At 38.5% G+C, this 26,794-nt stretch carries 28 protein-coding genes; 16 read left to right on the top strand and 12 right to left on the bottom strand.

Annotated features, from left to right (window positions below; translation table 11 throughout):
* Positions 1-141: 141 nt before the first annotated feature.
* Both GQ61_RS07520 and GQ61_RS07525 read left to right on the top strand, forming a co-directional pair.
* Positions 142-1,431 carry a PLP-dependent aminotransferase family protein gene (locus GQ61_RS07520; protein ID WP_085784738.1) on the top strand — a complete coding sequence of 430 codons (1,290 nt, stop codon included), beginning with the start codon at positions 142-144 and terminating at the stop codon, positions 1,429-1,431.
* A gap of 63 nt (positions 1,432-1,494) precedes the next feature.
* Complete coding sequence (locus GQ61_RS07525; protein WP_085784739.1) at positions 1,495-3,012, top strand: ComEC/Rec2 family competence protein; 1,518 nt, start codon at positions 1,495-1,497, stop codon at positions 3,010-3,012.
* A 49-nt stretch (positions 3,013-3,061) separates the two neighbouring features.
* On the opposite strand, the gene GQ61_RS07530 is transcribed toward GQ61_RS07525, so the two are convergent.
* Positions 3,062-4,306 carry a hypothetical protein gene (locus GQ61_RS07530; protein ID WP_157111174.1) on the bottom strand — a complete coding sequence of 415 codons (1,245 nt, stop codon included), beginning with the start codon at positions 4,304-4,306 and terminating at the stop codon, positions 3,062-3,064.
* 309 nt (positions 4,307-4,615) lie between these two features.
* On the opposite strand from GQ61_RS07530, the gene GQ61_RS07535 reads away from it, so the two are divergent.
* From GQ61_RS07535 to GQ61_RS07560, 6 genes are all read left to right on the top strand, one after another.
* Positions 4,616-5,302 carry a hypothetical protein gene (locus GQ61_RS07535; RefSeq protein WP_085784741.1) on the top strand — a complete coding sequence of 229 codons (687 nt, stop codon included), beginning with the start codon at positions 4,616-4,618 and terminating at the stop codon, positions 5,300-5,302.
* Positions 5,303-5,380: 78 nt separating this feature from the next.
* Positions 5,381-5,959 (top strand): hypothetical protein, encoded by a 579-nt coding sequence (locus tag GQ61_RS07540; protein ID WP_085784742.1) that lies wholly within the window; start codon positions 5,381-5,383, stop codon positions 5,957-5,959.
* Positions 5,960-6,152: 193 nt separating this feature from the next.
* Positions 6,153-6,524, top strand: a complete 372-nt coding sequence (sdhC, locus tag GQ61_RS07545) for a succinate dehydrogenase, cytochrome b556 subunit (protein WP_085784743.1) — start codon at positions 6,153-6,155, stop codon at positions 6,522-6,524.
* Between the two features lie 9 nt (positions 6,525-6,533).
* Positions 6,534-6,950 carry a succinate dehydrogenase, hydrophobic membrane anchor protein gene (sdhD, locus tag GQ61_RS07550; protein WP_085784744.1) on the top strand — a complete coding sequence of 139 codons (417 nt, stop codon included), beginning with the start codon at positions 6,534-6,536 and terminating at the stop codon, positions 6,948-6,950.
* 18 nt (positions 6,951-6,968) lie between these two features.
* Positions 6,969-8,759 carry a succinate dehydrogenase flavoprotein subunit gene (gene sdhA, locus GQ61_RS07555; protein ID WP_085784745.1) on the top strand — a complete coding sequence of 597 codons (1,791 nt, stop codon included), beginning with the start codon at positions 6,969-6,971 and terminating at the stop codon, positions 8,757-8,759.
* Between the two features lie 12 nt (positions 8,760-8,771).
* Positions 8,772-9,557: a succinate dehydrogenase iron-sulfur subunit gene (locus tag GQ61_RS07560; protein ID WP_085784746.1), complete on the top strand. Its 786-nt coding sequence runs from the start codon at positions 8,772-8,774 to the stop codon at positions 9,555-9,557.
* 2 nt (positions 9,558-9,559) lie between these two features.
* On the opposite strand, the gene GQ61_RS07565 is transcribed toward GQ61_RS07560, so the two are convergent.
* Positions 9,560-10,432 carry a LysR family transcriptional regulator gene (locus GQ61_RS07565; RefSeq protein ID WP_085784747.1) on the bottom strand — a complete coding sequence of 291 codons (873 nt, stop codon included), beginning with the start codon at positions 10,430-10,432 and terminating at the stop codon, positions 9,560-9,562.
* A gap of 230 nt (positions 10,433-10,662) precedes the next feature.
* On the opposite strand from GQ61_RS07565, the gene murJ reads away from it, so the two are divergent.
* From murJ to GQ61_RS07585, 4 genes are read left to right on the top strand one after another with little or no spacing between them, the layout of a single operon-like run.
* The gene (gene murJ, locus GQ61_RS07570; protein WP_085784748.1) at positions 10,663-12,207 is read left to right on the top strand and encodes a murein biosynthesis integral membrane protein MurJ; all 1,545 of its coding nucleotides are present in this window, start codon (positions 10,663-10,665) and stop codon (positions 12,205-12,207) included.
* A 9-nt stretch (positions 12,208-12,216) separates the two neighbouring features.
* The gene (gene trpS, locus GQ61_RS07575; RefSeq protein WP_085784749.1) at positions 12,217-13,215 is read left to right on the top strand and encodes a tryptophan--tRNA ligase; all 999 of its coding nucleotides are present in this window, start codon (positions 12,217-12,219) and stop codon (positions 13,213-13,215) included.
* 1 nt (position 13,216) lies between these two features.
* Entirely contained in the window at positions 13,217-13,951 is a 735-nt protein-coding gene (locus GQ61_RS07580) for a hypothetical protein (protein ID WP_085784750.1), read from the top strand.
* Positions 13,948-16,146, top strand: a complete 2,199-nt coding sequence (locus GQ61_RS07585; protein ID WP_085784751.1) for a hypothetical protein — start codon at positions 13,948-13,950, stop codon at positions 16,144-16,146. Before GQ61_RS07580 ends, GQ61_RS07585 begins: the two co-directional genes overlap by 4 nt.
* 2 nt (positions 16,147-16,148) lie before the next feature.
* On the opposite strand, the gene GQ61_RS07590 is transcribed toward GQ61_RS07585, so the two are convergent.
* The 10 genes from GQ61_RS07590 to rpmH form a co-directional block, all read right to left on the bottom strand.
* Complete coding sequence (locus tag GQ61_RS07590) at positions 16,149-17,300, bottom strand: O-antigen ligase family protein (RefSeq protein WP_085784752.1); 1,152 nt, start codon at positions 17,298-17,300, stop codon at positions 16,149-16,151.
* Positions 17,293-18,495 carry an ELM1/GtrOC1 family putative glycosyltransferase gene (locus GQ61_RS07595; RefSeq protein WP_085784753.1) on the bottom strand — a complete coding sequence of 401 codons (1,203 nt, stop codon included), beginning with the start codon at positions 18,493-18,495 and terminating at the stop codon, positions 17,293-17,295. Before GQ61_RS07595 ends, GQ61_RS07590 begins: the two co-directional genes overlap by 8 nt.
* A 19-nt stretch (positions 18,496-18,514) precedes the next feature.
* On the bottom strand, positions 18,515-18,895 hold the full coding sequence (locus tag GQ61_RS07600) for a response regulator (protein WP_198157317.1): 381 nt from the start codon (positions 18,893-18,895) through the stop codon (positions 18,515-18,517).
* A gap of 24 nt (positions 18,896-18,919) precedes the next feature.
* On the bottom strand, positions 18,920-19,861 hold the full coding sequence (gene trhO, locus GQ61_RS07605; RefSeq protein ID WP_085784755.1) for an oxygen-dependent tRNA uridine(34) hydroxylase TrhO: 942 nt from the start codon (positions 19,859-19,861) through the stop codon (positions 18,920-18,922).
* 82 nt (positions 19,862-19,943) lie between these two features.
* Positions 19,944-21,128, bottom strand: a complete 1,185-nt coding sequence (locus GQ61_RS07610) for a hypothetical protein (RefSeq protein WP_085784756.1) — start codon at positions 21,126-21,128, stop codon at positions 19,944-19,946.
* A gap of 12 nt (positions 21,129-21,140) precedes the next feature.
* Positions 21,141-21,821: a ribosome biogenesis GTP-binding protein YihA/YsxC gene (gene yihA, locus GQ61_RS07615; protein ID WP_085784757.1), complete on the bottom strand. Its 681-nt coding sequence runs from the start codon at positions 21,819-21,821 to the stop codon at positions 21,141-21,143.
* Complete coding sequence (gene yidC / locus GQ61_RS07620) at positions 21,818-23,554, bottom strand: membrane protein insertase YidC (RefSeq protein WP_085784758.1); 1,737 nt, start codon at positions 23,552-23,554, stop codon at positions 21,818-21,820. The genes yihA and yidC overlap by 4 nt, the downstream gene beginning before the upstream one ends.
* Positions 23,555-23,562: 8 nt before the next feature.
* Complete coding sequence (gene yidD, locus GQ61_RS07625; RefSeq protein WP_320408929.1) at positions 23,563-23,817, bottom strand: membrane protein insertion efficiency factor YidD; 255 nt, start codon at positions 23,815-23,817, stop codon at positions 23,563-23,565.
* Positions 23,810-24,163, bottom strand: a complete 354-nt coding sequence (rnpA, locus tag GQ61_RS07630) for a ribonuclease P protein component (protein WP_198157318.1) — start codon at positions 24,161-24,163, stop codon at positions 23,810-23,812. The genes yidD and rnpA overlap by 8 nt, the downstream gene beginning before the upstream one ends.
* 15 nt (positions 24,164-24,178) lie before the next feature.
* Entirely contained in the window at positions 24,179-24,313 is a 135-nt protein-coding gene (gene rpmH / locus GQ61_RS07635; protein ID WP_085784760.1) for a 50S ribosomal protein L34, read from the bottom strand.
* Positions 24,314-24,553: 240 nt separating this feature from the next.
* Between rpmH and GQ61_RS07640 the strand changes: the two genes are divergently transcribed.
* The 4 genes from GQ61_RS07640 (at position 24,554) to GQ61_RS07655 (ending at position 26,787) form a co-directional block, all read left to right on the top strand.
* Positions 24,554-25,210 carry a hypothetical protein gene (locus tag GQ61_RS07640; protein WP_085784761.1) on the top strand — a complete coding sequence of 219 codons (657 nt, stop codon included), beginning with the start codon at positions 24,554-24,556 and terminating at the stop codon, positions 25,208-25,210.
* Positions 25,211-25,311: 101 nt separating this feature from the next.
* Positions 25,312-25,710 carry a holo-ACP synthase gene (gene acpS / locus GQ61_RS07645; RefSeq protein ID WP_085784762.1) on the top strand — a complete coding sequence of 133 codons (399 nt, stop codon included), beginning with the start codon at positions 25,312-25,314 and terminating at the stop codon, positions 25,708-25,710.
* A 76-nt stretch (positions 25,711-25,786) separates the two neighbouring features.
* Complete coding sequence (dut, locus tag GQ61_RS07650) at positions 25,787-26,254, top strand: dUTP diphosphatase (protein WP_085784763.1); 468 nt, start codon at positions 25,787-25,789, stop codon at positions 26,252-26,254.
* Entirely contained in the window at positions 26,251-26,787 is a 537-nt protein-coding gene (locus GQ61_RS07655; protein WP_085784764.1) for an SH3 domain-containing protein, read from the top strand. Before dut ends, GQ61_RS07655 begins: the two co-directional genes overlap by 4 nt.
* The last annotated feature ends 7 nt before the right edge of the window (positions 26,788-26,794 follow it).

Consider the following 26,794-nt stretch of genomic DNA (forward strand, 5'->3'; position numbering starts at 1 on the left):
GTAAAAAACACAAAAATGATTGACACTCTGTGACCTTTTAAGAGTGAGTCCTCAAATTCGAAAAGATCCCCTCATTATTTCCTTGCAATTTAAATAAAATTATTTCCATATTGGCTCGAAGATTTCAATATGGGGTAGAAGATGATAAAAAAATATTGCATGATTTTTCTTTGTTTAGCAAACACCATAAAGGTTTCTGCTTCAGAGGAAATTTTAGTCTGTTCTACACCTCCTAAAATATCACGCATACGAAGCCTTCTTGACGAAGGGACCAAAACCGCAAATGTCTCGAAAATTCAAGAGGCTGCAAAGCAGTTTATGAGCATAGAGAGTGACGGTGATTTGCAAGTGGAGAATTGGTCGAAGCACTCTCCCTGGCCCCATCAGACAACACTGAAACAAATAATAGGAGGCTTGCTCTTTTTTTCTGACGATTTATTAGACCTACTCAAAAGGCGAGAAAATTCTGCATACCTTAAACGACGCGATATCTTGGAAAGATTAAAACATGCTGCTTCTTTTGGACATACTCTAGCACAACATTTTGCGTTGTTAGCTTTAATCTCAGAACATCCAGATGAGACTCAAATTCAAGCAGCTATCACTCAAAACATGATTGATTTACAAGAAGCAGCTCCTCATCATCCTTTTGCGGCTTATCTCGTAGGCAAGAATTACAGCATTCCTCAGCCGAATGAACAGCATTTTCTCAAAACAGATATGGAAACTGCTAAGCACTATCTCAAAATGGCCCCCAACATTCCTGAGGCTGCCTGTCTTTTGATTTTATTAAATACTTATCAACATAGTGAAAGAAATCAAAGAGTTTCTCTGTTGCTTGCTCTCAACAAAACTTGGGTTGAGCCTTTTATTGAAGCATCATATGAAGAAGAAGATGCTCAGAAAAAAGAGTTATGCCTGCAAAAAGCTGCAGAGTTGTCGCCCTATGGAAAAATAGCATTAGCTGAACATTATGAAAGAGAGTCCAGAATTGATGAGGCCCGCCATCTATATAAGGTTGCTGCTCATCAAGATGTTATTGGAGGTGCAATGGCGCTTGCAAAAGCTTTTGTGGGGGACTTAGAAGCTTCTAAAGGCGTAGGCTCATTAGGGAAACTGTCACCCCAGCAAAAAATTGATAGCGAAGAATGGCTTAATTTTGCAAAAGTAAAAGGACACCCTTCTGCATTAATCTATTTTATTCGTTTATACAGTCATGAATGGAAGAGTGCTAAAGAAGAGGCTATGAAGCAATACATGGCTTCTCACTTTCTTAGGATTCTTGAAGAAAGCCTTGCAATGGGCTTGATGCATGTTGTCAAATTTGGCCAACGCTATTTTCCAAGTGAAACGTTGTTATTGCTAAATCATTATGGTCAATCCATCGAAAATAGAGATTTTGCTCTCCAGTATTTAGAGGAAATCAAATAATTATTGATTTTTTGTCAATAATTTTTTATAAAAACCCCTTAGTTTATATGTGGGTTTATTTGAATGCGTTTGCTCTCCTTCCTGTTAATAGCCATTACTTTTTTTGCACATCAAGAGATTAAAGCTTCTTTTGTTGAGGAAAGCCAATCTTTATCATCGATGGAAGTGGTTGTTAAACATGTCGGACAAGGTAACTGTAATATTGTCAAATTTTTTAAAAAAGACGAAACTCCTCAGATTTTACTTTTTGATTGTGGTACATCTGCGCAAGAGCAAGAGGAGCGTTATACTTCTGCGCAAGCTCCTTTATCGCCTCCAAAAAGTCTTACGCTTCCTTCTACGCCGCCTTCAGTTAAAAAAAAGCATGATTTCTCTGAGACAGTGAGTGATGAAGATTTTTATGAAGAAGAGTTTAAATCCAAAGATTTTATGCATGAAACGCGTGCCTATTTATCTGGAACCTTAGATTCCAAAACAAAACTAACTATTAAGACAATTATTTCTTCACACCCTGATATCGATCACTATTCTTTGTTTCCTAAGCTTATTGATCCAATGCGAGATGTTGTTGAAAATCTTATTCTATGTGGGTTACCACAACATTACACTGAATTTGGTGTGTTTAGAGAGTGGGTGAAAAACCTACAACAAGCTGGCACAAAAGTCTTTTTTCCCTGTTTTGGTAACCAACCTCAGGATAAAATTGATAATCTATTTACTGGCAATAGTACGCCGCCTTTCGCAAAATTTTATGCTTCAAAGCCAGGGGAGCAGGATGCTTATTTTGGGGATGCCCTTAATTTTGGTCCTGGATTTGTCCTCTCAGTTTTAAGTCTTAATGCCCCCGCAATTTATGAAGAAGACTTAGATCAGGTGATTCGTCGTGGCACAATCGAAGATGACAATGAAGATAGCATGGTTTTAAGGATAATGGATAAAGATAACAAACATGCTGTTTTGTTGACGGGAGACATGGCGATGCTTAATCAAAGGAGAATTCTGCCGCGCTATGCAAAAGAAGAAAATTTGCCTTTTTTACAATCTACTTTCTATGTTGCGAGTCACCATGGTGCCTCAACACATGGGTCTAATAGTTTTGAATTTTTATCGAAAGTAGAGCCTGCCTATATTTTGATCAGTAATGGACATAGTAAGAAATATAAACATCCTGATTATGCCTGTTACAAAATATTCAAAAATCTTAAGTCTCTGAAGAGAACGCAAAGACATAAAGTACTCGTAGGACCAAATCAAGGGAATATGAAAAAGAGTTTGAGAGAAACACATAAGGCCATTTTTACAACACTTTCCAGTGGTGATATTATGCTTAAGATTGATCCTATTCAGGGGTATTCTGTTGGAACAGTCGTTGATAAAAAAATACAAGAAATCGTCATTGAGAAATCTTTTCTCTCTGCAGATACCTTAGAAGAAAATGAAGAGCAGACTCAAGAAAATGAATCACTCAATGAAAAAAATATTGAGCCTGACGCCAGTGTTGCTCAGAAGAAGAAAAGTATCAGAGAAAAATTGAGCCAAGAGAAAAACTCGACGGTAAAAAAACTTTTTTCGGAACTATAAAATTTTTTTAAAGGCGCTATTTTAAGTGCTAGTCTCCATGTATTCCTTTTTAGTTCTTTGACGGCACATCCCATTGCTGATGGGGATGCATTTCAGTTAATTTTTGATAAAGCTCACGCATGGTGGATGTCTCATGCTCAGTATTATTCAGAAGGTCTTTTATGTTGAAGAGTCTTGTTTTTAAGGATTCAATATCGTCTTTCGAAAAAGCAGTCTGTGAAAGTTTAATAATTGAAAGAAAACGTTCTGCAGACCATCCCTTTACTATTTCTATGGCATGCGTTGTAAGGGGGGAGTCAATATGGGGAAGGTATAAAAAGAACGGCAGAGTTGTCCAATTTGGATTGACTGGTTCATGAGCTCTCATACTGACTGACTCAGTAAGAGAATGTTCTGTATCGATTTGGATCAGCTTTGATTGAGTATCACTAATAAGTGTAATTTGACAGTTACTGTTATGCAAATCTCGATGATAGAGAAGGTACCAGGTTAAAAAATGCAGGCTAATATGCTCTTGATCAAAGCTTTTTAGAAAAGCATTTGCCAGCTCAGGTTCTGTCAGTAATTGTATCGCTCTAAAAGCATTCTCGAAAGAAAGTGTGTTGCCATAAGGAGGATTTTGGAAAGGAATCATTTGACGGGCTTTTTGAAAAAATAATTTGAGGACACTCGTACCATTTTCTTCATAATCTTTGGGTTTGAGAGCAATGTATTTTTCTAAGGTCCCCGATAAGTGTTTATACCTTATTATTGGAGACTGTCCGGCAATTGAGGTGAAAATGCGTGCAGCTGGGGCAACCACAGTATGAAGGCCAGCGGCTTCTGCAAGCTGATAATAGAGTTCTTCTCGATCAACAGAGCGTTTATTTGCATAGTCATTAGGTTCATCGTTGAGCCTTGGCTTGAAAACAGCAATTATAGTATCTTCATCATCTTTGATCTCATAAAAACCATGGATATTTTCAACAAATTTTGATTTTCGAGAAGCGAGAATCTCTGTAGCTTTCAACTGCCATTCTTGTTGATCACCGCTTCTTATCCACCAATAGATTGCATATTGTTGAGAAAAGTTATCAATAGTCTTGAGTGTTTCCGCAACCTTAAATTTTCGAATGCTGTTCAAGAGATCGTTTAAATCTGTTGCTACATCTAATTCACTCCATGCTTTCCAAGTTACTTGAGACTCTTCTATGGATTCTTCGGTATAGGGGTCATAGGAAGGATTTTCTCTTCGACGTTTCGCTCTTTCTCGATCTGCTAAAGTTTCAAGGACGTGATGAATTTTGCAACGCAACTTGTACTCATTTGATGACTCGGATTCAGTTTGTTCAAAGGGGGTGTCATGATATCGAAAGCCACTCGAAGAGAGCGCAGAGGGGATATATAAGACAAAAAATAAAAAGCACCAGAACGTAGCGTGGAGTATCTGCATAGAGACTCATTACCCATGAATAATTTTTGAAGATAATGACTCTTGTTTCGTAAAGAAGTTCTTAAAAAATCTTTCTCAAGGAAAAAATAAACTTTTTAGAAACCTTTATTAAAGAAGGTTAACATTGACAATTGTTGTCGTTCTTAAGCAAAAATTTAACAGGAGGACACCATGAGATTCATCAAAAGTGTATCAATGATTGCATTTAGCGTGTTATTGACAAATCCTTCCTACGTGAGTGCGAGTGATTTACCAAAAGAAACTGATGAAAGTGAGGAAGTTGAAAAAATATCAAAACAAGTTACAGAATTAAAAATAAAAGAAGACTCTAAAACAGGAGAATCTTCTGTAGTCGCCAAACCAATTGGTGGGGGGATAGGGTATAGATTAACTAATTATGCTTTTACTTGGAGAAGTCCCGAAATTGAGATGGCAAAATTCTTTACCCTTACATTGAACAAGCTTCTTGAATTTATTGAAGAAGACGATGATTACGAAAGTATCGTTGGGAAGTATTTCGCTTATAAAACTGGCGATAAAGAAGGTGCTAGTAACTTTTATGAAGGATATTTAATATTTGATGGGTTAGAATATGGTAAAGCCAATCATAAATTCATTAGCCCACAACAAGGTTGGCAACCAAGCCCCGATGAAGTTCCTTTGCAAGAAAAATTAAAACCACATGCCTTTATTAAACCTCTTGTCCAAAAAATGAAGTTACCCACAACTTTCTTGAAGGGGACGCCAACCAAGGATGATCTTTCCAAGACCAACATTGTATATGTAATGTATAGCGAATCTGGCACGCGTTATGTACGTGTGAAAGCTCACCGCGATACTAAGATTGACGATCTATAAGAGAGCTTTTTAGAAAGATTGTCCCTTATTGATGAATAAGGTAAACTGAAAAATAAAAAAACAGGTAGGGGACATCTTATGAAAAAGGACTTATTAAAAGCAGGGTTGGTTTTGTTATTGGTTGGGAGTGGGGGAACGTCAGTAAGCTTTGCGGCTCCTGCACCATTAAACGAAGATCAAATTGAAGTCCTTGAATCAATGCCAACAGGTGACCATCCAATTTTACCTCCAGATAGGCAATTTACGTATAAAAATCAACGATCAACTCAGATAACTGCTAATACTTTGGAAGCTACGGATGAATCTGCGTTAGAGCAAACGGGCATTTTTGCGAGGTTTTTTGAAAGCGTAAAACTATTTATCCTTGTTAATATTGCAACTAAAAATCCTTCAATTATTGATAATACGGATGATGAGCTTTCTCAATTAGCAAATTCACATATTGAAGCTTACCTTTTGAACCATAATAGCCCTCGCGCAAAGACTTTTAAAGAGAGCGTTAATGAATGCTCAACAAGAAATCTTTGTGAAGAAACAATTGCCAAAGAAGAGCTTAGCGCAATTTTACGCGAACAAAAGAGAGAGCTTGCAGCTTACATCAGAATGCATTCAAGTCCTTATATCAAACACAAAGCTTCTTCGAGTTCTGGATCTTAAGAGATAAAAGGTTTGAAGCGCTAATAAAAATTGAAGAGGCTATCAACCAATCTTTGAGTTTCTAAAATACTTTAAGGCGAAGAGAAAAGTTATATCTATTTTGTCTAAGGCATTTAAGATATTAGAGCTCTCTTGCTATTCTAAAGGATTTGCGTCAAAATATGGCCATAAAACATAACAGAAGGGCCATTTTGTGCAGAATAAAACACGTCCTCTTTCCCCCCACTTGCAGATCTACCGTTGGCAATTAACTTCAGTATTGTCTATCACCCATCGGGCAACAGGTTTGTTTTTAAGTTTAGGAATCTTAGTTTATCTAGCATGGTTGATTGCGCTATTGAACTCTGAGAGTTACGATACTTTTCAAATGTTTTTTCAGACTATTCCTGGACGCCTTTTAATGTTTGGATGGGTGTTTTCTTTTTTTTATCATTTAGCAAATGGTATTCGTCATTTGTTCTGGGATGCTGGTTATGGATTTGAACTCAGAACGACATATATTTCGGGCTGGGTGGTTGTGGGTGTTGCTTTTGCGTTGACGCTTGCTTTTGCATTGGGATCTTAGGAGAAACAGATGGAACTAACTCGCAAATATAGATCTCCTCTTGCTCAAGTCAAACATTTAGGTTCCGCTAAGCATGGCACAACTCATTGGTTGTTACAGCGTATAACCGCCTTGATGATTATTCCTTTGGGAGTTTGGTTTTTTTTGAACCTACTCAATCATATGCGCTCAGACTATGATACCGTAATGGCTTGGTTTACAAGTCCCCTTAATTTAATAGGTAATCTAGTCTTTTTTATTACAGCCTTATTCCATGCAGTTCTGGGCATTCAAGTAGTGATTGAAGATTATATTCACCAGCAAGGTATCCGTTTTGCGCTGCTTTGGACTTTAAAGGTAGGTGCTGTGATTTCTGGCGCTGTAGCTATTGCTGTAATGGTTTGGCTGTTTATGGATCAGCTGCTTCATCCTACACAATTAGATTGATTTTTTGGAATAAAGAATATGGTTAAAGATTATAAAATTATTGATCACACCTATGATGTTGTCATTGTTGGCGCTGGGGGAGCAGGGTTACGCGCTGCTTTGGGGATGAGTGCTGCTGGACTTTCTACCGCATGTATTACAAAAGTTTTTCCTACGCGAAGCCATACAGTTTCTGCTCAAGGAGGTATTTGTGCTGCCCTTGATAATATGGGGGACGGAGATCATTGGAAGTATCATATGTATGATACAGTCAAGGGCTCGGACTGGCTAGGTGATCAAGATGCGATAGAATATATGTGTCGCAATGCTATGTCTTCAGTGATTGAGCTTGAGCATTTGGGCGTGCCTTTTTCACGCAATGATGAAGGAAAAATTTTTCAGCGTCAATTTGGTGGACATACTGTTAGAAAAGGTGAAGCGATGGCACGTCGTGCCTGTGCTGCAGCAGATCGTACGGGACATGCAATTTTACATACTCTCTATCAGCAATGTCTAAAGCATAAAACAAAGTTTTTTATTGAGTATTTTGCACTAGACTTGATTATGGATGAAGAGGGGAGCTGTCGTGGTGTGATGGCGTGGTGCCTCGAAGATGGAACACTTCATCGTTTTTCAGCGCACATGGTTGTGATTGCAACGGGTGGTTACGGTCGTGCCTATTTCTCTTGTACAGGAGCTCATACGTGTACGGGTGATGGTAATGGGATGGTGTTGAGAGCTGGATTACCTTTACAAGATATGGAGTTTATTCAATTTCACCCCACAGGTATTTATGGGGCAGGGTGCTTGATTACTGAAGGTGTGCGTGGAGAAGGTGGATACTTAACGAACTCAGAGGGCGAAAGGTTTATGGAACGTTACGCGCCTAAAGCCAAAGATTTGGCGTCTCGAGATGTTGTAAGTAGAGCGTGTACCATAGAAATTCACGAAGGTCGAGGGTGTGGTCCAAACAAAGACTTTGTTTTGTTACATCTCGAGCACCTTGATCCGCACTTGATTCATGAACGTTTACCGGGAATTGCTGAAACTGCCAGCATCTTTGGTGGGGTAGATGTGACAAAAGAACCTATTCCTGTATTACCTACGGTACATTACAATATGGGAGGTATCCCAACTAATTATCATGCAGAAGTGATTAATCCTACGTCAAAGGATCCAGATCGTGTGGTACAGGGGCTTATGGCAATTGGGGAAGCAGCTTGTGTTTCTGTTCATGGCGCTAATCGTTTAGGGGCTAATTCACTTCTCGATCTCGTTGTATTTGGAAGAGCTGCTGCTTTGAGAGCTGCTGAGTTAATTAAGTCCAATAGCTCTCACAAACCTCTTGCAAAAGATGCAGGTAGTGAAGCGATTGCGCGCTTTGATCGTTTAAGAAACTCAAAAGGATCAAAGCCAACAGCCAATATTTTGAAGGATATGCAGAAAACTATGCAGGCTCATTGTTCTGTGTTTCGAAAAGAAGAAATTCTGAAAACTGGCATTGAAAAAATGCAGAATGTTATTGATTCAATGAAGGATATTAAAGTATCCGATCGTTCCATGATTTGGAATACAGATTTAGTGGAAGCTTTAGAACTCGAGAATCTTTTAGGGCAATCTTTGGCTTCGCTTCATTCCGCAGTGGCTCGTCAAGAAAGTCGGGGGGCTCACGCGCGTGATGATTTTCCAGAGCGCGATGATGACAAGTGGTTAAAACATACGGTTGCTTGGGTAGATGAACAAAAGGTGCGTCTCGATTATCGTCCTGTGCATTTAAATACATTAACCGATGAAGTGGAATCAGTTCCGCTTGCTAAACGAGTTTATTAGGAGGAGCTTAGTATGGTTGAATTTACGCTTCCCAAAAATTCTAAAGTAAAAACGGGTAAGACCTATAAAGCCTCAGAAGGCCTAAAGAATATCAAAACGTTTCAAATTTATCGCTATGATCCTGATCAACCGGATCAAAATCCCCGTGTAGATACCTATGAAGTAGACCTTGATACTTGTGGACCTATGGTTCTTGACGCTTTGGGGAAAATTAAAGGGGAGATAGATAGCACCTTAACATATCGTCGTTCCTGCCGTGAAGGAGTGTGTGGTAGTTGTTCTATGAATATTGACGGAACCAATACTTTGGCTTGTATAAAACCCATTGCTGAGATTTCTGGAACAATTAAAATTTATCCTTTACCGCATATGCCAGTGATTAAAGATTTGGTTCCTGATCTGACGCTTGCTTATGCTCAGTATGAATCTATGGAGCCTTGGTTAAAGTCTTCATCTGCTGATGAACCTGATAAAGAACGTTTGCAAAGCCCCGAAGAACGGGCCAAATTAGACGGTCTATGGGAATGCATCTTGTGTTTTTGTTGCTCTACAAGTTGTCCAAGTTATTGGTGGAACGGTGATCGTTACTTAGGTCCGGCGACTCTTTTGCAAGCTCATCGCTGGATTCAAGATAGTCGTGATGATGCAACAGGAGAGCGTCTAGATAATTTAGAAGATCCTTTTAAGCTTTATCGTTGTCATACGATTATGAATTGTACAAAGACTTGTCCTAAGCACTTAAACCCTGCTCAATCTATTGCTGATATTAAAAAGAAGATGGTTGAACGACAAGGTTAGGTTTAAGAAGCGTAAAAGGATTTCATCAAATAGTCCCGTATAATCTTTAAACGGCGATTTTTGGCACATTCTTTTGCATAGATTAAATAAAGGTCAACGGTTATTTTTTTAAGTTTAGGCAAAACTTCAATAAGTCCTGTGTGAGCTAGGTCCTGATAATTATCCGGTAACTCAATGATGCCTAAGTCACATTTAGCCGCTTGTATTAAAGCTGATGGAGAATTTACTCTTAAAGTAGGGAGAGTTTTATCTTTAACATTGCTCTGAAAATGAGTGTTAAGAGGTGAGGTATCAGTAGTCTTCTGATCAAAACAAATCAAACGATGATGAACTAACTCTTCTTTAGATTGAGGTATGCCGTATTGCTTTAAATATGCAGGACTAGCATAAAACCTTAAAGGTACTGAGATCATGTATTTTTGAATACAATCTTGTCTGCCGGCAGCAAATGGTCTGAGGGCAGCATCATAGTTGCCCAGATCATCTATGCGTTCTGATTCAAAGATTGATAGAGAGACTCTAGGATAGTCTTTTAGAAATTTTTCAATATGCTGCATAATCCATGAACCTCCTAAATAAGGAGACACAAGAATTTTAATCTCTCCTTGAAGTTCCGCAGATTCTTCTTTCAGAAGATTCTCAGCAGCTTTAGCTGTTTCAAATATGCGTTCTGCATGTTCAAAAAGGATAGTACCTTCTTGAGTCAGAGAAACGCCTGCCGATAATCTTTTGAAAAGCTTTATTTTGAGACGCTTCTCAAGATCAATAATTTGTCGACTTAAAGAAGATTGACTAATATTTAAGTGTTGACCAGCGTTTGTAAAGCTGCCTGCTTTAGCCACATGATAAAATATTTTAAGTTTTTCCCAATTCATCTTTTTTTTAATTCTTTGAATATTAAGCCTCTGTTAGGAACATGTAGGAGCGAAAGAAGATGAATTCAAAATCAAAATATCGATCACTAGGTGATTTTATGTGAAATTAAGATGTTCTCGGGAAAATTATTGATTCTTTTCTTTACAACTCCCCATCAGATGCGCTATTTCGAGAGGAAGAGCTGAAAAAAATGAACCATCCTTAAGGCAGAGCAGTTTGGGGTAAATTCATGAAACTCATTCGTTCGATTGCAACTATTAGTGGTTATACTGCTGGCAGCCGTGTATTCGGTTTTTTGCGTGAAATATTAATGGCCGCATATCTAGGGGCTAGTATTAAATCAGATGCCTTAGTAATTGCGATAAAGCTTCCCAGTATTTTAAGGCGTCTTTTTGCTGAAGGAGCTTTTAATACCACTTTTGTTCCTATGTTTGCACGTCTGCTTAGTGCAGATAATGAAAAAGATGCAAAGTCTTTTGCCGAAGAAATTTTTGCTATTCTTCTCCTTAGCTTGGCATTATTGGTCTTGTTTGTTGAGATTTTTATGCCACAAATTATGCCTGTTTTTGTCCCAGGTTTTACAAAGACTCCTGAGCGTCTCGAGCTTGCTATACAATACACGCGTATCACTTTTCCATTTATCTTCTTTATATCCTTGGCTGCACTCTATAGCGGTATTTTAAATTCTCTCGAACGCTTTGCCGCTGTGGCTTCATCGCCTATGATTGGTAATATTGGTATTATTGCGACAGTCTTTGCGCTTGTTAGTCTTTCAACGCCTCCAGGACATGCTTTTGCTATTGGTATTGCTGTTTGCGGGTTGATTCAAATGATTTGGGTTATGGTACCTGCTTATAAAAAAGGAATGGGGCTAAGACTACGTATGCCTCAGCTGTCACCTCAAGTGAAAAAGTTCCTTGTTTTAGCAGGACCAGCAGCTGCAGGTTCGGGCATTGTACAAATCAATATTCTTTTGGATACTTTTATAGCTTCGTTATTACCTGCAGGTGGCGTTTCCTACATTCATTATGCTGATCGGTTAAACCAATTACCATTAAGCATGCTTGGAACAGCAGTAGGCACAGCTTTATTACCGCTCATGTCAAAAAAAATGCGAGAAAATGATAAAGACGGAATGATATCCAGTCAAAATTTGGCGTTAGAGTATGCTCTTTTGTTTGTTTTACCTGCAACCATAGGTCTTATTTTCTTAGCTCATCCTTTGATGAAAGTGTTATTTGAACGTGGGGATTTTGGACCCGTAGAAACGATGGCGAGCGCTCAAACATTGCGTGCTTTAGCAATAGGATTACCCGCTTATATTATGATTAAGATTTTCTCGAGCAGTTTTTTTGCCCGTCATGATACTAAAACGCCGGTTATTTTTGCTGTTGTTTCGATCGTTTTGAATCTTATTTTGAATTTGAGTTTGATTGGTCCGATGAAGCATGTTGGTTTAGCCCTATCAACGGCTATTGCGGCTTGGGTGAATGCAGGTCTTTTGATATATACATTAAAAAGACAGGGATATTTTGGGCTTACGGATCGTCTCAAGCGGTTTTTACCACGACTTGGATTGACCTGCGTTATGACCATAGGGTTTATTGAGTTGGTCCGTCCACGTATGATTTGGATGATCTCAGATTTTCTACCACAACAGGTCATATGTCTGTTGCTTCTGGTTGGAGGAAGCTTAGGCTTTTTCTTGATCCTAGCTCGTTTGACCGGAGCTTTAAATATGAAAGATCTGCGTTTTCAAATGCAGGTTAGTTAAGGCTATTAAATGGGAATTATTCTTTCAGGCGTTCAACCCACAGGTAATTTAACGCTTGGTAATTATTTGGGAGCAATCCGCAACTGGGTGACGATGCAAAGCCATAATACTTGCTTTTTTTGCATTGTAGATCTTCATGCATTGACCGTGCCTCAAGATCCTAAAAAGTTAAAAATGCAAACTCGTGAAGTTGCCGCAGCCTATATTGCATCAGGTATTAATCCGTCACTCAGTACAATATTTATTCAAAGTAATATCTCAGCCCATACTGAACTTTCTTGGTTCTTAAGTTGTTTTACCCCCATGGGGTGGCTGAATCGCATGATTCAGTTTAAAGAAAAAAGTGGAAAAAATCGTGAGAGTTCTGTTCTCGGATTATATGCATACCCAGTTCTTCAAGCTGCTGATATTTTACTTTATAAGGCCACGGATGTGCCTGTGGGAGAAGATCAGAAACAGCATGTGGAATTGGCTCGTGATATTGCAGGAGCTTTTAACCGTGCTTATGAGAAAGAAATTTTTCCTTTGCCAGAACCGCAGATTTTGGGGGAGGCTACCCGCGTTATGAGTCTTCGGGATGGAACAAAAAAGATGAGTAAAAGTGACCCGTCGGAATTTTCTCGAATTCATTTAAGAGACGATGCAGATACCATTGCTCAAAAGATCAAAAAAGCAAAAACTGATCCAGATCCTTTGCCAGAAGATCCTAAGTTATTAACAGAAAGGCCTGAAGCCTTTAACTTGGTTAATATATATAGCGCTCTTTCCAATCAATCCTTAGAGTCCGTATGTCATCAGTTTGCGGGTGCTCAATTTTCAACTTTTAAACCAGCTCTTGCAGACTTAGTCGTGTCTATTATAGCACCCATTGGCCTTGAAATAGAACGTCTCATGAATCATGAGGATGAATTAGATGGTATCTTGAAAAAGGGTAATGACCATGCCAGAGAGGTTGCAGAAAAAACGCTTCATGAAGTGCAGAAAACGATTGGTATATTAAGGGTTTGATTTGAACACTTTGGGGATGCATCGGTTTTTCCTTTTTCTTGCTATTATCTTTCTCTTCATCACACCTACATATGCTAAAGTGATTCTTTGGACTTGGAATCGCGTTGATGATTTAAGTTTTGTAGAACCTCATATTGCAAAGATTGCAGCTTTAGCGGCAACTTTTAAAATTACTCCTCAATATTTTAAAATAGAACCACGTCTGAATCGTTTTGTTACCCCCCAAGAAGGGTATAAGACTGCTGTGTTTAGATTAGAAATTGATCAAAAAGTGAGTGTAAATAATAAGATGATTCAAACAATTATTGAAAACATTCACGGTATGTCAAAGGATGCTGAGGAAATTCAGATCGATTTTGATGCGACAGTCTCTCAACGCAAACTCTATAAAGAAATTTTAGAGCATCTTAATGTAAAAACGTCGGATCAAAAAGTATCCATGACAGCACTTGCTTCCTGGTGTGTTCATGACAATTGGATTGATGAATTACCCATTTCACATGCTGTTCCTATGCTCTATAATATGGGGCGGGATGGAGAATTAATCAAAAGAGCGTTTAGTCAATTTGAGGGATGGCGTGCATTAAAGTGTAGAGGACATATAGGGATATCCCTGAGTGAACTTTCTAACATTCCTCATAAAATCAATTTAAATGATTATGAAGTGCATATTTTTAACTCTCGGCCTTGGACACTACAAGATTATGAAACGATAAAAAAACGGATGTTGTTATGAAACGAATATTTTTGCTCTTTGCGATTGTATCAATCCTTCAATGCTCTTCTATAAGAGCATGTGGGCCGGAACGTTGCGGCGCTGTTTTTTTTGATGGAATAGAAGATAATTATTTTAGTAAAGAAGTTGGCTTTAACGTGGATCAATTTCTTAATGGTCAACTTGGTGTTTTGCATCCTCGCTTAAGTCTTCTTAATCTATGGGTAGCTTATCGTTATTTGTCAGGGAAACCTCTTGTAGAAGAAGAAAAGTCAAGTTTTTTAGAAGCCTATGATAGAGCTTATCCAATGGGGATGCCTATTGTGGAGGCCGTCTCAGGAAGAGTGAAAAAGACTAAAGAAGAAATCACATCGTTTCCAAATGCAAATATTGAATGGCGGCAAAAAGCTGAGGAAATATTAGGTGAAAAATTAGATCCATTGCCTACGTATGCTTTCTTTGAGACTCAAAAGGGAGATAAAAAAACTTATGTTTCTTTTGAAGATTGTCCAGAGGAAGCGTTTCGAAGTGCAAATGCACATCTCAATCAACTCATTACAAAATATGGTAGTTCTTCTCTAGTCACAAAGCGATGGGCAAAAAATCAATACAAAGTTTTTTCAAATTGTTCTGCCGGAGATATTGTTCTGCCGGAACCTTTGGAAAGTAGTGTCCAACAAGCTGAGCTTAAAGATTATGCCTATCAAGTGGCTGCAAGTTATTTTTATGCTGCTGATTATTTAAAAAGTGCTGAACTGTTTGAAGAGATTTCAAAGGACTCTTCTTCGCCCTATCGAGACATAGCCTTGTATTTAACCATCCGATCTTATTATCGACATTACCTTTATAAAGAGGGGACAGTTGAAGAATTCTTTAAGGTTTTTTCTCGATTATCTTCAGATCTTAAAAAGGGGCCTTATTGGCGTGAGGCCCAAAACATCGAGCAATATATGAAAATTCATTTAGCGCCCAATGTAGCATTGCAAGACTTGGCGAAAAGAATTACTCAAGCAAATAATCCCGTGGAAACACAGAACCTGGAAGATTTGATATATCTCTATAAAACTCGAGGAGAATTCTTTAAAGAACAAGATTTTCTTGATTGGATTCGCCTTTATCGTGACGATAAAGATCATCAAGAATGCTATGAGATGTGGAAAAAAACACACTCTGAACCATGGTTGATAGCTGCTCTTGAAAAGATTTCGGAAACATCTTCACCGCCTGAAGATCTTATGAATGCAGCATTGATTTTAGCTCCATCTTCTCCTGCATATATAACTTCTCGCTATCATTTAGCGCGCATTTATAAAGAAATTAACCCGGATACGTCTCATAAGATTATTGAAGAAGTGTTACAAAATGATACTCTTCTGCATCCTGTGCGCAATCATTTTTTGGTTCTGAAAGCGAAGATAGCAGGAGACTTTGAGACATTTCTCAAAAGTATTATCCAACAACCTGTTCTGAATACATGCGATTTTCATTTAAAATCCGATAAGGATTTTTCTGACGATTTTTTCTTAACGCTTCAACAAATTCCAGTTTCATATTTCTCCAAGGGATTAAAAATAAATGGACTTCCATTGTGGCTCAAGGAAAGATTTTTAATTGCTGGTTGGGTCCGGTCTGTTCTTTTGAACCGTATGAATGACGCCGTAAAACTTCAATCTAAATTTGATTTTTTTTCACCCGAAATAAAAAAGACTTTGCAAAAATTGAAACTGACAAAGAATAAAAAACTGCAGCATTGGAGGGGGCTTTATATTATTGCGCACTATCCACAATTGAGCATCATGGTTCATCCTAATTATTGGAGAAGAGGCTTTGAAAAAGAAGCTTCTCTTGTTGATACATCAAGTGGCTTTAGAGATAATTGGTGGGACCCTCGACAGCTTTTAGCTCCCTATAATCCGCAAAAATTTCTTTCAAAGGATGAACAGACTATTGCTTTTGAAGAATGGTCAACTCTTCAAGAAATGTTCAAAAATGGGACCGTGGACTATTTTGCAAAACAAGCGTTGGAATGGTTTAAAGCATATCCAAAAGATCCTCTTGTGCCGGAAATGCTTCATTACGTTGTACGTATGAGCCATTATATGGATGCTCCAGAGTCTTCTCTCGTAGCCTTTAATATCTTACATAAATATTTTAAAGGACACCCTTTTACATTAAAAACGCCATATCATTATTACGTTCCAGTAAAAGAAGATTGAGTTTATTGTTGGGGTTTTGAATTTTGAATAAACAGAAAAGCCGTTAACCCCATGGTTGCAATCCACCAACTTTGCCATAAGCCGTAGGAAACCGAGAAAAATACAAATACAGTTGTAAGTCCCGCAGCAGCAGAAGCCTGATGTATTTTAGATTTAATGCAAGTAATGTTCTTCAAGATGATAAAAAGAAAAACTAAAAAAATAATAACACCGATTGCACCTAATTCAAGCCATACCTGTAATGCTCCATTGTGGGGGTGTAGTGGTAGGGAAGAGATACCCATAGGATTGTTGGTTCCAGCCGGGATTAGTTTAGAGGAGCTTAATCCAAATCCTAATAATGGACGTTGGGAGATAAGCGAAGAAACATATTCCCAAATATATAAGCGATGAAGACCAGAGGCTCTAAAATCAATTAAAAACTTTTCCCATCGTTGGGGTTGTAAAATTGTAGAGCTTAAAAATGGGGCAATTATAATATAAAACATGAGTACGACCCCTAAACAAATTACAGCAAAGCGCCGAAAAAACCATACTATGCAAAATACGATAAATCCTAAAATCAAGGCGCTTCGTCCTGCATAATGAGGAGTAAGCCATGGTATAAGAAAGACAAAAAATCCTAGTAAAAGGCTTAAATATTTCTTTTGTAGCGTAACACCCCAGGAGAAAAGAGGCCAAAAAAAACAGAAAATGACAGTTATGGTAGGGGTAATATTTGAGTTATGCCATGGTTTATCAACGGTATAAGTCGTAAAAATTTTGGTAATCATACCATGACTTAAAATATCAATGACGCTGATTAACATTAAAGTGATCAATCCAACCATTAGAGAATTATAGCTAAGCCTTAAAGACTGTGTGGAGTCAGTGATAATGCATACAGCGAAAAGCAATGGTAAAAGGTGCAGAGAGGACTCAAAAACATTTTTGGGCCAAGGCGACCATAAAGCACTTATTAGGGTATAGGCTCCTAAAATAAGAAGCCATTTTTGATGGGATTCTTTTATGGGAAGTCGGAAACCTTCTAGCAAGGAGATGATCACGAACAAGATTATTAAAATAACCATTGGTTTCCCGTAGGCTAAAAAGGCAGCAGGGGCGATCAAAAATGCTAAAAATATTTTAAGAGAATTTAATATGTTTTTATTCATTCTCTAAAAATTTCTGCTTATTTAAAAAGGGAGCCCAATCTTTTATTAATGTATTAGCAACTTGTTCTGCAGCGGAAGAACTTTGGCTATTATCATTTTTTATAATTGGATTCATAATAAAAAACTCATTTAAATAAGCCAGCCTTCCTGCATTATATTCAGAATCGACATGCGCCTGATGGGTAGTATTCATAGCTGTGTTCCAATAAGCAATAACTTTCATAGGGCCTACAACATCAATAGTTTCTGAAACGGATGAAGTTGAATCACCAGGAACAAAAAACACATTTTTGTTTCCTGCTAATTTAATAATACCTAAGACCCTATCCATTTGACCTGGAGTGTTTTGCTGAAAATCATAAAGAGTGATGCCTGCCTTCACTTTGTCTTTCAATGTCGTCACAAAAGTTTGAGTAACGTAATCCGGTTTTCCATCTTTATGTGCAGTTGGAATAATATTATGAGGCTCAAGAGGATATCTTGATCCTGTTCTGGGACCATTCAGGATAAAAACGTGGGCTTGCCGACGATGGGCTTCTTTTACGATGTAATGAGCAAGTTCTTGAGCAAAATTAGCGGTAAAAAGTCGTTGCTTGCTTTTTTCATCGGGTGCATCTCCACCTAGGAGAATAGCAATGTAAGATTTTGCTTTTGGTAAGTCTGGCATAAATTCTTGATATGCTGATTCTGCGGCTTCTTTTGTGCGATTATGAGGCACGCCTATGGTTGTAATAAGTTTAGAACGCGTACCTGAGATCTTTTGTTCAAACTCTTTATTCACTGTATGCTTAGGGAGAATGATATAATCGCAGTGATCAATGAGCTCTAGAGATTTATCTGTAAGCATATGTGATGTATGACAAGTGATCAGGTCCTTTATTTCTTCTACATCTTGTAATACTTGAATGCCTTCTTCTCCCACGGTTAAAAGAACACGTTGGATATTTGCATTTGTTGGTTGAGATAACGCTTCCACAAGAGCTTCTGTGTTTTTTATATCAAAGTCTTTATCGATATTATTGATAGAATCGCGCCACTTATTTATGAGCGCTTCTTTAATGCCCATGACTTGATTCATATCCCCTTTACGTTCTTTATTTGTTAACGTGTAAATTGCAAGTTCTTTGCCGAAGACATTTTCACGGCCAGTAAAAATGAGAATGAGAATAAAGAAAAAATATATTTTTTTAAGCATAAGCCATGTCCTTTAAGCTTTATCTTGTGAGTATTCGAGCAATACTCTTCTTCACTTCCTCTGTTTTTAAGGGCTTTTGGAAGAAATCTTCAGCGCCTAGTTGTTGCGATTTTAAACGGTTATTGGGATCTGAAGACATCACAATCACAGGGATCAAACGCAGTGCTTCATTTTGTTTAAGGTTCTCAAGCAATTCTAGTCCTGTCATATTCGGCATATTGACATCTGTAATAATTAAATCAGGAGATTTGCTTATGATGGTGGCAAGACCTTGCTGTCCATCTTTAGCTTCTATTACTTCCAGTTCAGTGCTAAAAGTTTCTAGAATTTCTCGAACTGTTTTGCGAAAAACTTCCACATCATCAATAACAAGGACTTTCTGTGTAGTTAACCCGGTCATAGAATGGCTCATTGACGTTTGCCTTTAATGAGAGTGATGATGTGAGTGATGTGCGCCTTTAAACCTTTGTCCTATATGATCTTGATGACGATTCTTAGCAATTTTTATTTGACGTTGACGTTCACGCAGTCTTTTTACTTTTTCTGGGGACTTTTTATCAAAACATTGAGGGCAATGTACGCCTTCTTCATAATGAGCAGAAATTTTATCAGCATCAGAAAGAGGGTAGCGACACCCAAAACAAAGGTTATAATCACCTTCAGTGACCCCTTCTTTGACAGCTACTCTGTTGTCAAAAACAAAACATTCGCCTTCCCAAAGGCTCTTTTCCGTAGGTATAGTTTCAAGGTACTTTAAGATACCACCTTTCAATTGATAGACTTCATCAAATCCTTCAGCCAACATATAGCTAGAAGCCTTTTCACAACGAATACCACCTGTGCAAAACATAGCAATACGCTGCTTTTTATTTTTAAAGTGCTCTTTGATATATTTGGGAAAATCTCTAAAAGAGTTCGTCTTGGGATCGAGAGCTCTCTTAAAAGTACCGATCGCCACTTCATAAAGATTGCGCGTGTCGATTACTTGAACATCTGGATCTTGAAGTAATTCATTCCATTCGTGGGGATCAAGAAACTTACCAGTGACATTTGCTGGATCTAGTCCTTTCACTCCTAAAGTAACGATCTCTTTTTTCAGACGAACTTTTAGACGATAGAAAGGTGATCTCTCTGTATAAGACTCTTTATGTTCTAAATCTTTCATGCGAACATCACTCTTCAAAAATCTTAAAAGAGCATCTATTCCATCGCGTGGTCCAGCGACAGTGCCATTAATGCCTTCTGGAGCTAAAAGTAATGTGCCTCGAATGTCATAGGGAAGGCATAACTCTTTAAGACGTTGACGCCACTCCTTGTAATCGGAAAAAGGAAAAAATTTATAAAGGGCTGCAACTACAATAGTCATCTCTTAATACTCCTTAGAGTTTTTCTATAATTATTTTGGGCTAAAAGGCAAGTCCAAAGGGGCATAGGCAAAAAAACAGACCTTAATCTTTAAAAATATCTTTATCTTGCGTTACTGCTTTTTGCCCATTTTTTATTTTAAAATCAATGGATTCTGTGCCTAATGCTTCTCCTTCAATTGATAAAAGTCTAAAATGGGTTGTTAGCACATCTTCGCTATCTTGTTGGGGAAGAATAGCTTGTAGGACGTTGAATCCTGTCAGTGTTTGTTGAGAAGGGAAGTCAAAAACTAAAAGATTACCGTTTGTGTTAGAGTTTATATAGCTATAATCGTGACGTTCACTCTTTAATACTCCCTCAACGCGCACATTAAACTCTATTTTTTTCAAGTTCATAGGTGTGGGATGAAGGATGATAGGGGCTGTACTTCTTACTTGTGATTTTTCTGTTAAGCCAAAAGGGATTGAAGACGCAAAACTATATTTCATATCATCTTCATCAACGATTTCTGCTATTTGAATATGGGACGGAATATGCACGTTACTAATTTGTTCAAGAATAGCCGGAAAATCAACGGCACTAAGAGAGATAAGAGGTTGTAGAGGCACTACAGGACCTTGGAAATAAGATTCCCAAGCTTGATCTATTCCTGTAGTGGATGTTATTAAAGTTGCTTCAGATGGAGAGCAGAAATTCCAAAATCTTGTTGGAAAAATAAATCCTCTATCAAAAGTAAATAAGCTGACATCAACATGATATACAGGGGGTAAAGAATCATCTTGTTGATTTTGATGAAGAACGATCATCACATTACTAATTTTCTTTGGCTCAGGTAGGCTAAAAACAAAAGGTTTTGTTATATAAGACACTCTTTTGGTTACTGGAGCTATTCCAGGTTGAATACCGCAACCATGCATAGTCAAACCTAAGCAAACATGTTTAACGGACGTTTCTAGTGTTCTAAAAGTCTCTGTTGCGCTTTCTGAAGATGGGAAAAGCTTGTTATTCTTACCTTTATCAATAATTTGACCATCCTCATCAACGTAAGTAATTGTTAAACGTGGACTTTTAAGATCAATAGATTGGCCTCTTGAATTAAAACCTTTATAATGAGCTGGAGAGACAAAAGACTGATAAGAAGGAAAAGCTTCCAAATCTAGGATTTCTTTGATTTTATAAGTTTTTTCTTCCTCACTACTGTCAGAAGCTTTAAGAACTGACGGCGATATTACCAAGCTTAGGACGAATAAAATAATATGTTTTTTCACAGTAAAATCCTTTTAAAGAGTTGCTTCATCAAAATCACGATTCAAAAGTAATAACGAAATCGCCTCTCGCAGTTCATCTATTCCCCGGTGTTTTTCAGCGCTCGTTGCTATGACACCTGGATAAGCAGCTGTATGTTCTTCAATAGATTTCAGAGTTTTTTTGTGAACAATTTCCAGCTCTTTTTCAGAAAGTTTATCGGTTTTTGTAAGGATAATCTGATAGGAAACTGCAGCATCATCCAGCAATGTCATCATCTCTATATCATTTTTTTTGAGACCATGGCGACTATCAATGAGCAAATAAACACGCTTTAAATTGGGCCTCCCTAAAAGATAAATCTTAAGGAGTTTAGTCCAAGCTTTGACCAAGTCTTTTGGTGCTTCTGCATAACCATATCCAGGTACATCCACAAGGCGTAGGGTTTCACCAAGAGCGAAAAAATTTAAAAACTGAGTGCGTCCTGGAGTATTTGATGTACGAGCGACGTCTTTACGATTTAAGACAGCGTTTAAAAGAGAAGACTTGCCAACATTTGAACGGCCGGCAAAAGCAATTTCAGGCATGTCTGGAGGTGGCAGCTGTTCTAGATAGGCAACGCTCAACATAAAAGTACAGTCTTCGGCAAAAAGCCATCGGGCATAAGACCGATGGCTTTCTGAAGTCAGATCAGAAGGTTTTGATTTTTTTGTCATTTATTTTTCGATTTACGCTCATCTAGCTTCATTAAGGACCACTGTTGAATGATACTTAAAAGGTTGGTCCAAGTCCAATAAATGACCAAGCCTGCTGGAAATTGAGCCAACATTACAGTGAACATAAAAGGCATAAGCATAAAAATTTTCGCTTGAGCTGGATCTGCAGGAGGAGGACTCAGCTTTTGCTGAAGAAACATAGTTCCTCCCATGAGCAAAGGCCACACACCAATCATTAGATAGCTAGGGGGAGCCCAAGAAATCAATCCGAACAAGTTAAATAAACTTGTGGGGTCTGGAGCAGATAGGTCATGAATCCACCCATAAAAAGGAGCGTGACGCATTTCGATTGAAATATACAGCACTTTATAAATAGAGAAAAACACCGGGATCTGCACCAACATGGGTAAGCAGCCAGCCAGAGGATTAACCTTTTCTTTTTTATAAAGAGCCATCATTTCTTGATTCATGCGTACTTTGTCATTTTCATAAAGTTCACGAATGCGTGTGAGTTGTGGTTGAACTTTCTTCATACGTGCCATGGAACGAAAAGACTTATTGGCTAATGGAAAAAGGGCAATACGAATCAAAATAGTTAAAAAGATAATGGCTAGTCCTAAGTTACCCAACCAGCCGTTAAAAAATGTGAGTGCATAGAAAATAGGCTTAGTTAGGAAGTAAAGCCGACCAAAATCAACGGCTTTATCAAAATGCTTAATGCCCAAAGTTACTTCGTACTGATCTAAAACTTCGAGGACTTTAGCACCGGCAAATAAGTGGGTAGTAGCTTCAATGCTTTCTCCTGTTTTGACAACCTGAGCGGGGCTTAAATAATCCACACTATAATGATCTGAAGCACCTGAAGGGTCTTGAGTGACAGGAGTGTTTTTATAATTAACACGGGCTTGCATTTTTTGATCTGGAATCAGTGCAGTTAACCAGTATTTATCTGTAATTCCCATCCAACCCCCTTCACTCTGATAAGAGTCCAAAGGTTTTTTCTGCAGATCTTTATAATCAATTTCAATGAGTTTATCATTTAAGTATCCAAGCGGTCCTTCGTGAAGGATCATAAAGCCTGATGTTTTGGGGGTACCAAATCGATTGATAATTCCATAAGAACTTAAATTAAGAGAATTATTCGTTTTGTTGGTCACACGATCTGTAATCGTGAACAGGTATTGGTCATCGACTTTGATAACACGTTCAAAAATAAGGCCCTGTCCATTATTCCAATGTAAAGTCACGGGCTGATTGATTTTTAAAATCTTTTGATCTGCTTGCCAAAGAGTGGACATATCAGGCAATTTTTGACCTTGCTGATCGCTTACCCAACCAAATTCAGCAAAATAAGGATTTTGCGTATTTTGTGGATTGAGCAAAGCAATCGTTGGACTGTTAGAAGTACCATTTTCTCTATATTCTTCAAGAGATAGATTATCAAAACGAGCCCCGGTAAGGTTAATAGATCCCTTTAATTTAGGAGTCTCAATTGTAATGCGAGGGTCACTTTTAATGGCCTGATCTACAGACACTGGGCCAGAGAGAACTGGCTGTGTTGTTGGACCATTGGTCATAGGAGCATTCGCATTTTGAGTGCTGGTCGTTTGTTGAACGCTGGTTTCTTGCAGCTTTTTATCCCGAGGACGTTCATAAAAATAGTTCCAACCGATAAAAAAGATCGTCGTAAGAATAAGTACAAATAATAAGTTAAGGTTATTTTTCTGGTCCATGGTGGATCCTATTTTTTGAAGTGAGTTGATTGTGGAACGGGGTCAAAACCACTTTTACCCCAAGGATGACATTGACTGATGCGCTTTAGGCTCAAAAAAGACCCTTTTATGAGCCCATGAATTTCGAAGGCCTCAAGAGCATAACTTGAGCACGTTGGTGCAAAGCGACAATTATGACCAAGAAGAGGAGAGATAAACAAACGATACCCCTGTATTAGTCCTTTTAATATAAAGATGAGAGGCATGCTAAGCAATTTAAGCATGACTTTGTTCCTTACGTTCGCGTGCAAGCCGTTCTAAATGGGAGAGTGCCCATTCCAAATCTCTTTGAATATGTTGAAAATCCTTAGTGACAGCTTGAGGACGCGCACTTAAAAGATAATCGCCTGAATGCATTGGCTTAGTTTCAGCATGGAGACGAAAAGCTTCTCTTAAGCGACGACGCGCTCGATTGCGAATGACAGCTGTTCCCATTTTCTTTCCTGCTGACAGCCCAAAACGCACATCAGACCCAGGGCGATCGATATAACGAATGGTAAAAGCTTCGGTCACCCACCGTAGTCCTTTCTGACGGAGTGCTTCGAAATCTTTTTGAGATGTAATCGTCAAAACCTTGACCAAACGCTAAGCACTAAGGCGTGCTCTACCCTTTGCGCGACGATTAGCAATAACACGACGACCGCCGGGTGTTTGCATGCGAGATAAAAACCCATGCCGACGCTTACGGATCAAGTTTTTAGGTTGATATGTTCTCTTCACGAACGTGCTCCTTAAAAAACGAAAATATTGATAATCAGCTGTATAGGACTTTCTTCATCTAATGTCAACGAAATGGTGAAGATAAGGCAGACTCTTTAGTTTGTTGATGTAATGTTTAAGTAATAATTGAATTTTACTATGACTGCTAATGTTATCTTGACGTTTAATCTAGAAAAAGATAAGCATGTCCTGTAAGTCTATAAAATAATTATATTAATTTTATTAACAGGGAGACAATAAATGACGAAATTTTGGCGCATAGCTTTAGTGCTGCTCGCGATTTTCACCTTCCAAGGAGGTGTAGTAGCATCAGAGTTGCAAGAAGAAAGTAAAGAGAGCGTAGGCTCCTCTTCAAAGAGTGGAACTGGCGTGGCTCAACCTTCAAGATTATCAAAAGGATTTTGGGATTTTGTAGAAGCTGGGAAAGGCTATATTCCAAGCGTCCCTGCGTGGGTTCCGTTGATTGGCAAAAAAGGTACTGTTAATCAGTCAGGGCTGCGTCCTACTGAGCGTGACCTTCCCGATCCAAGAGCTGTGTCTTTTTGGAGGACCAAAAAGGGAATGGTAGTCATTGGCGTTGGAGGAATTGCCCTGGCTTATTTCTTAGCGCCAGAGACAATGTGTGCTGGAGCTGGATGGATTTCTCATAATCTTTCTTTATCAAGTTTGCAGAATTACTTGCCTGAGACTGTTTTGAGCTGGGTCGGTTCAGTTTGTCATATTACAGCTGATCAACTTCCCCCAACTGATACTTTCGTTGGTGATGTCCTTGAAAAGGTTGTTGATACAGGTGTTTCTCTTATTCAATCAGGAGGTAGTGCAGTATCAGAGACATCTAGTAATCCACTGGTTGATATGACTTTACAAGCTGTAAACAATTCCCTAGGCGGGGCATAATTTTAATACCACTTTAGGTTTGAAAAAAAGCCGTCCTTTAGGGGCGGCTTTTTTTATGGCATGATGAGAGATAAAGTTGTTTGCATTTGAGGATTTTATAAATGATTCTGGGTATTGGTAGCGATATTGTTGAGATTGAACGTATAGCAAAACTACAAGAGCGTTTTGGGGAAAGATTCTTAGAAAAAGTTTTTACACCCGACGAAAGGCGTCGCGCTCTAGATTCCATTAATGGAGCGGCGAGTTTAGCAAAACGTTTTGCGGCAAAGGAGGCGTTCCTCAAAGCGCTAGGCTCAGGTTTTTCTCAGGGTGTTTCATGGCACGAAATTATGGTGACCAACGATCCTCAAGGAGCGCCTTATATAACTTTAACGGGTCAAGCACTAAGTTTAGCTGAAAATAAAGTTCCTTCTGGACATCAGTTGGCTATCTTTTTGAGTCTCTCTGATAGTCAAACTGTGGCTCATGCTGTGGTGGTTCTGGAGGCTCGTCCTGAATAATAGACTGCCCAAGTCTAGGATCTGAGACTATTATGTGTTACAAATTCATACTGAAATCGTTAAAGAGGTTTTTTAAATGACAAAGAATACTTTGCCTGTTGAAATTATAAAACTTGATCATGGGGAAGATCTACCCTTGCCTAGCTATGGAACAGAAGATAGTGCAGGGTTGGATTTAGCAGCGGCTATTCCAGAAGATATCATTTTAAATCCAGGTGACAGGGTCTTGGTGCCAACGGGTATCAGTATTGCTTTGCCATGCGGGTTTGAAGCTCAGATTCGTCCAAGATCTGGATTGGCTTTAAAACATGGTCTTACCGTTTTAAATACACCAGGAACTATTGATGCTGACTATCGTGGAGAAGTGAAAGCGATTTTGATCAATTTGGGTCAAGAGCCTTTTACAATTGAACGAGGTATGCGAATTGCTCAATTAGTGATTGCGCGTTTTGAAAAAATTACGTGGGTTGAAATTGGTGCTCATGACTTTGAAGGACGTGGCGGCGGATTTGGGTCCACAGGGTTAAAGGTCGTTGGAGCATGAAAATCACTTGGGCTCTTTTTATTCTAAGCGTTTTTTTTATGGGGAGTGTTCTGGCCCATGCACCTAAAAATGCGTCAGAATCCTCAATTAAAGAAATGACGAAAGAGCTTAAAAAAGAATTTTGTAGTTATTACGCTTCTTTAAGATCTGATGAAGTGAATTTAAGAGTAGGTCCAGGAAGTGAATATCCCGTGGAATGGATTTATCAACGTAGCCGTTTGCCTGTCGAGGTGATAAGTGAGTTTGGTTTCTGGCGTAAAGTGAGGGACTATGAAGGGACTGAGGGATGGGTCCATCAAAGTACGTTGTCAAAAGTGCGAATGGTCGTTTTTTTACAGCCTGATGTTTTTCTGCGTTCAAAAGCAGACACTTTGGCCACACCGATTGCAAAAGTTTTGGAAGGTGTCATTGGGACTCTTAAGAAATGTCGTCAGGGGTGGTGTCTGATTAAGACTGATGGTTATGAAGGATGGGTTGAATCTTCATTTTTGTGGGGAATAACCAGTGAAGAAAAGCTTAATTTTAAAGGATAGGAATTGA

It is taken from the genome of Candidatus Nucleicultrix amoebiphila FS5, from assembly GCF_002117145.1.
GTDB lineage: Bacteria > Pseudomonadota > Alphaproteobacteria > Caedimonadales > Nucleicultricaceae > Nucleicultrix > Nucleicultrix amoebiphila.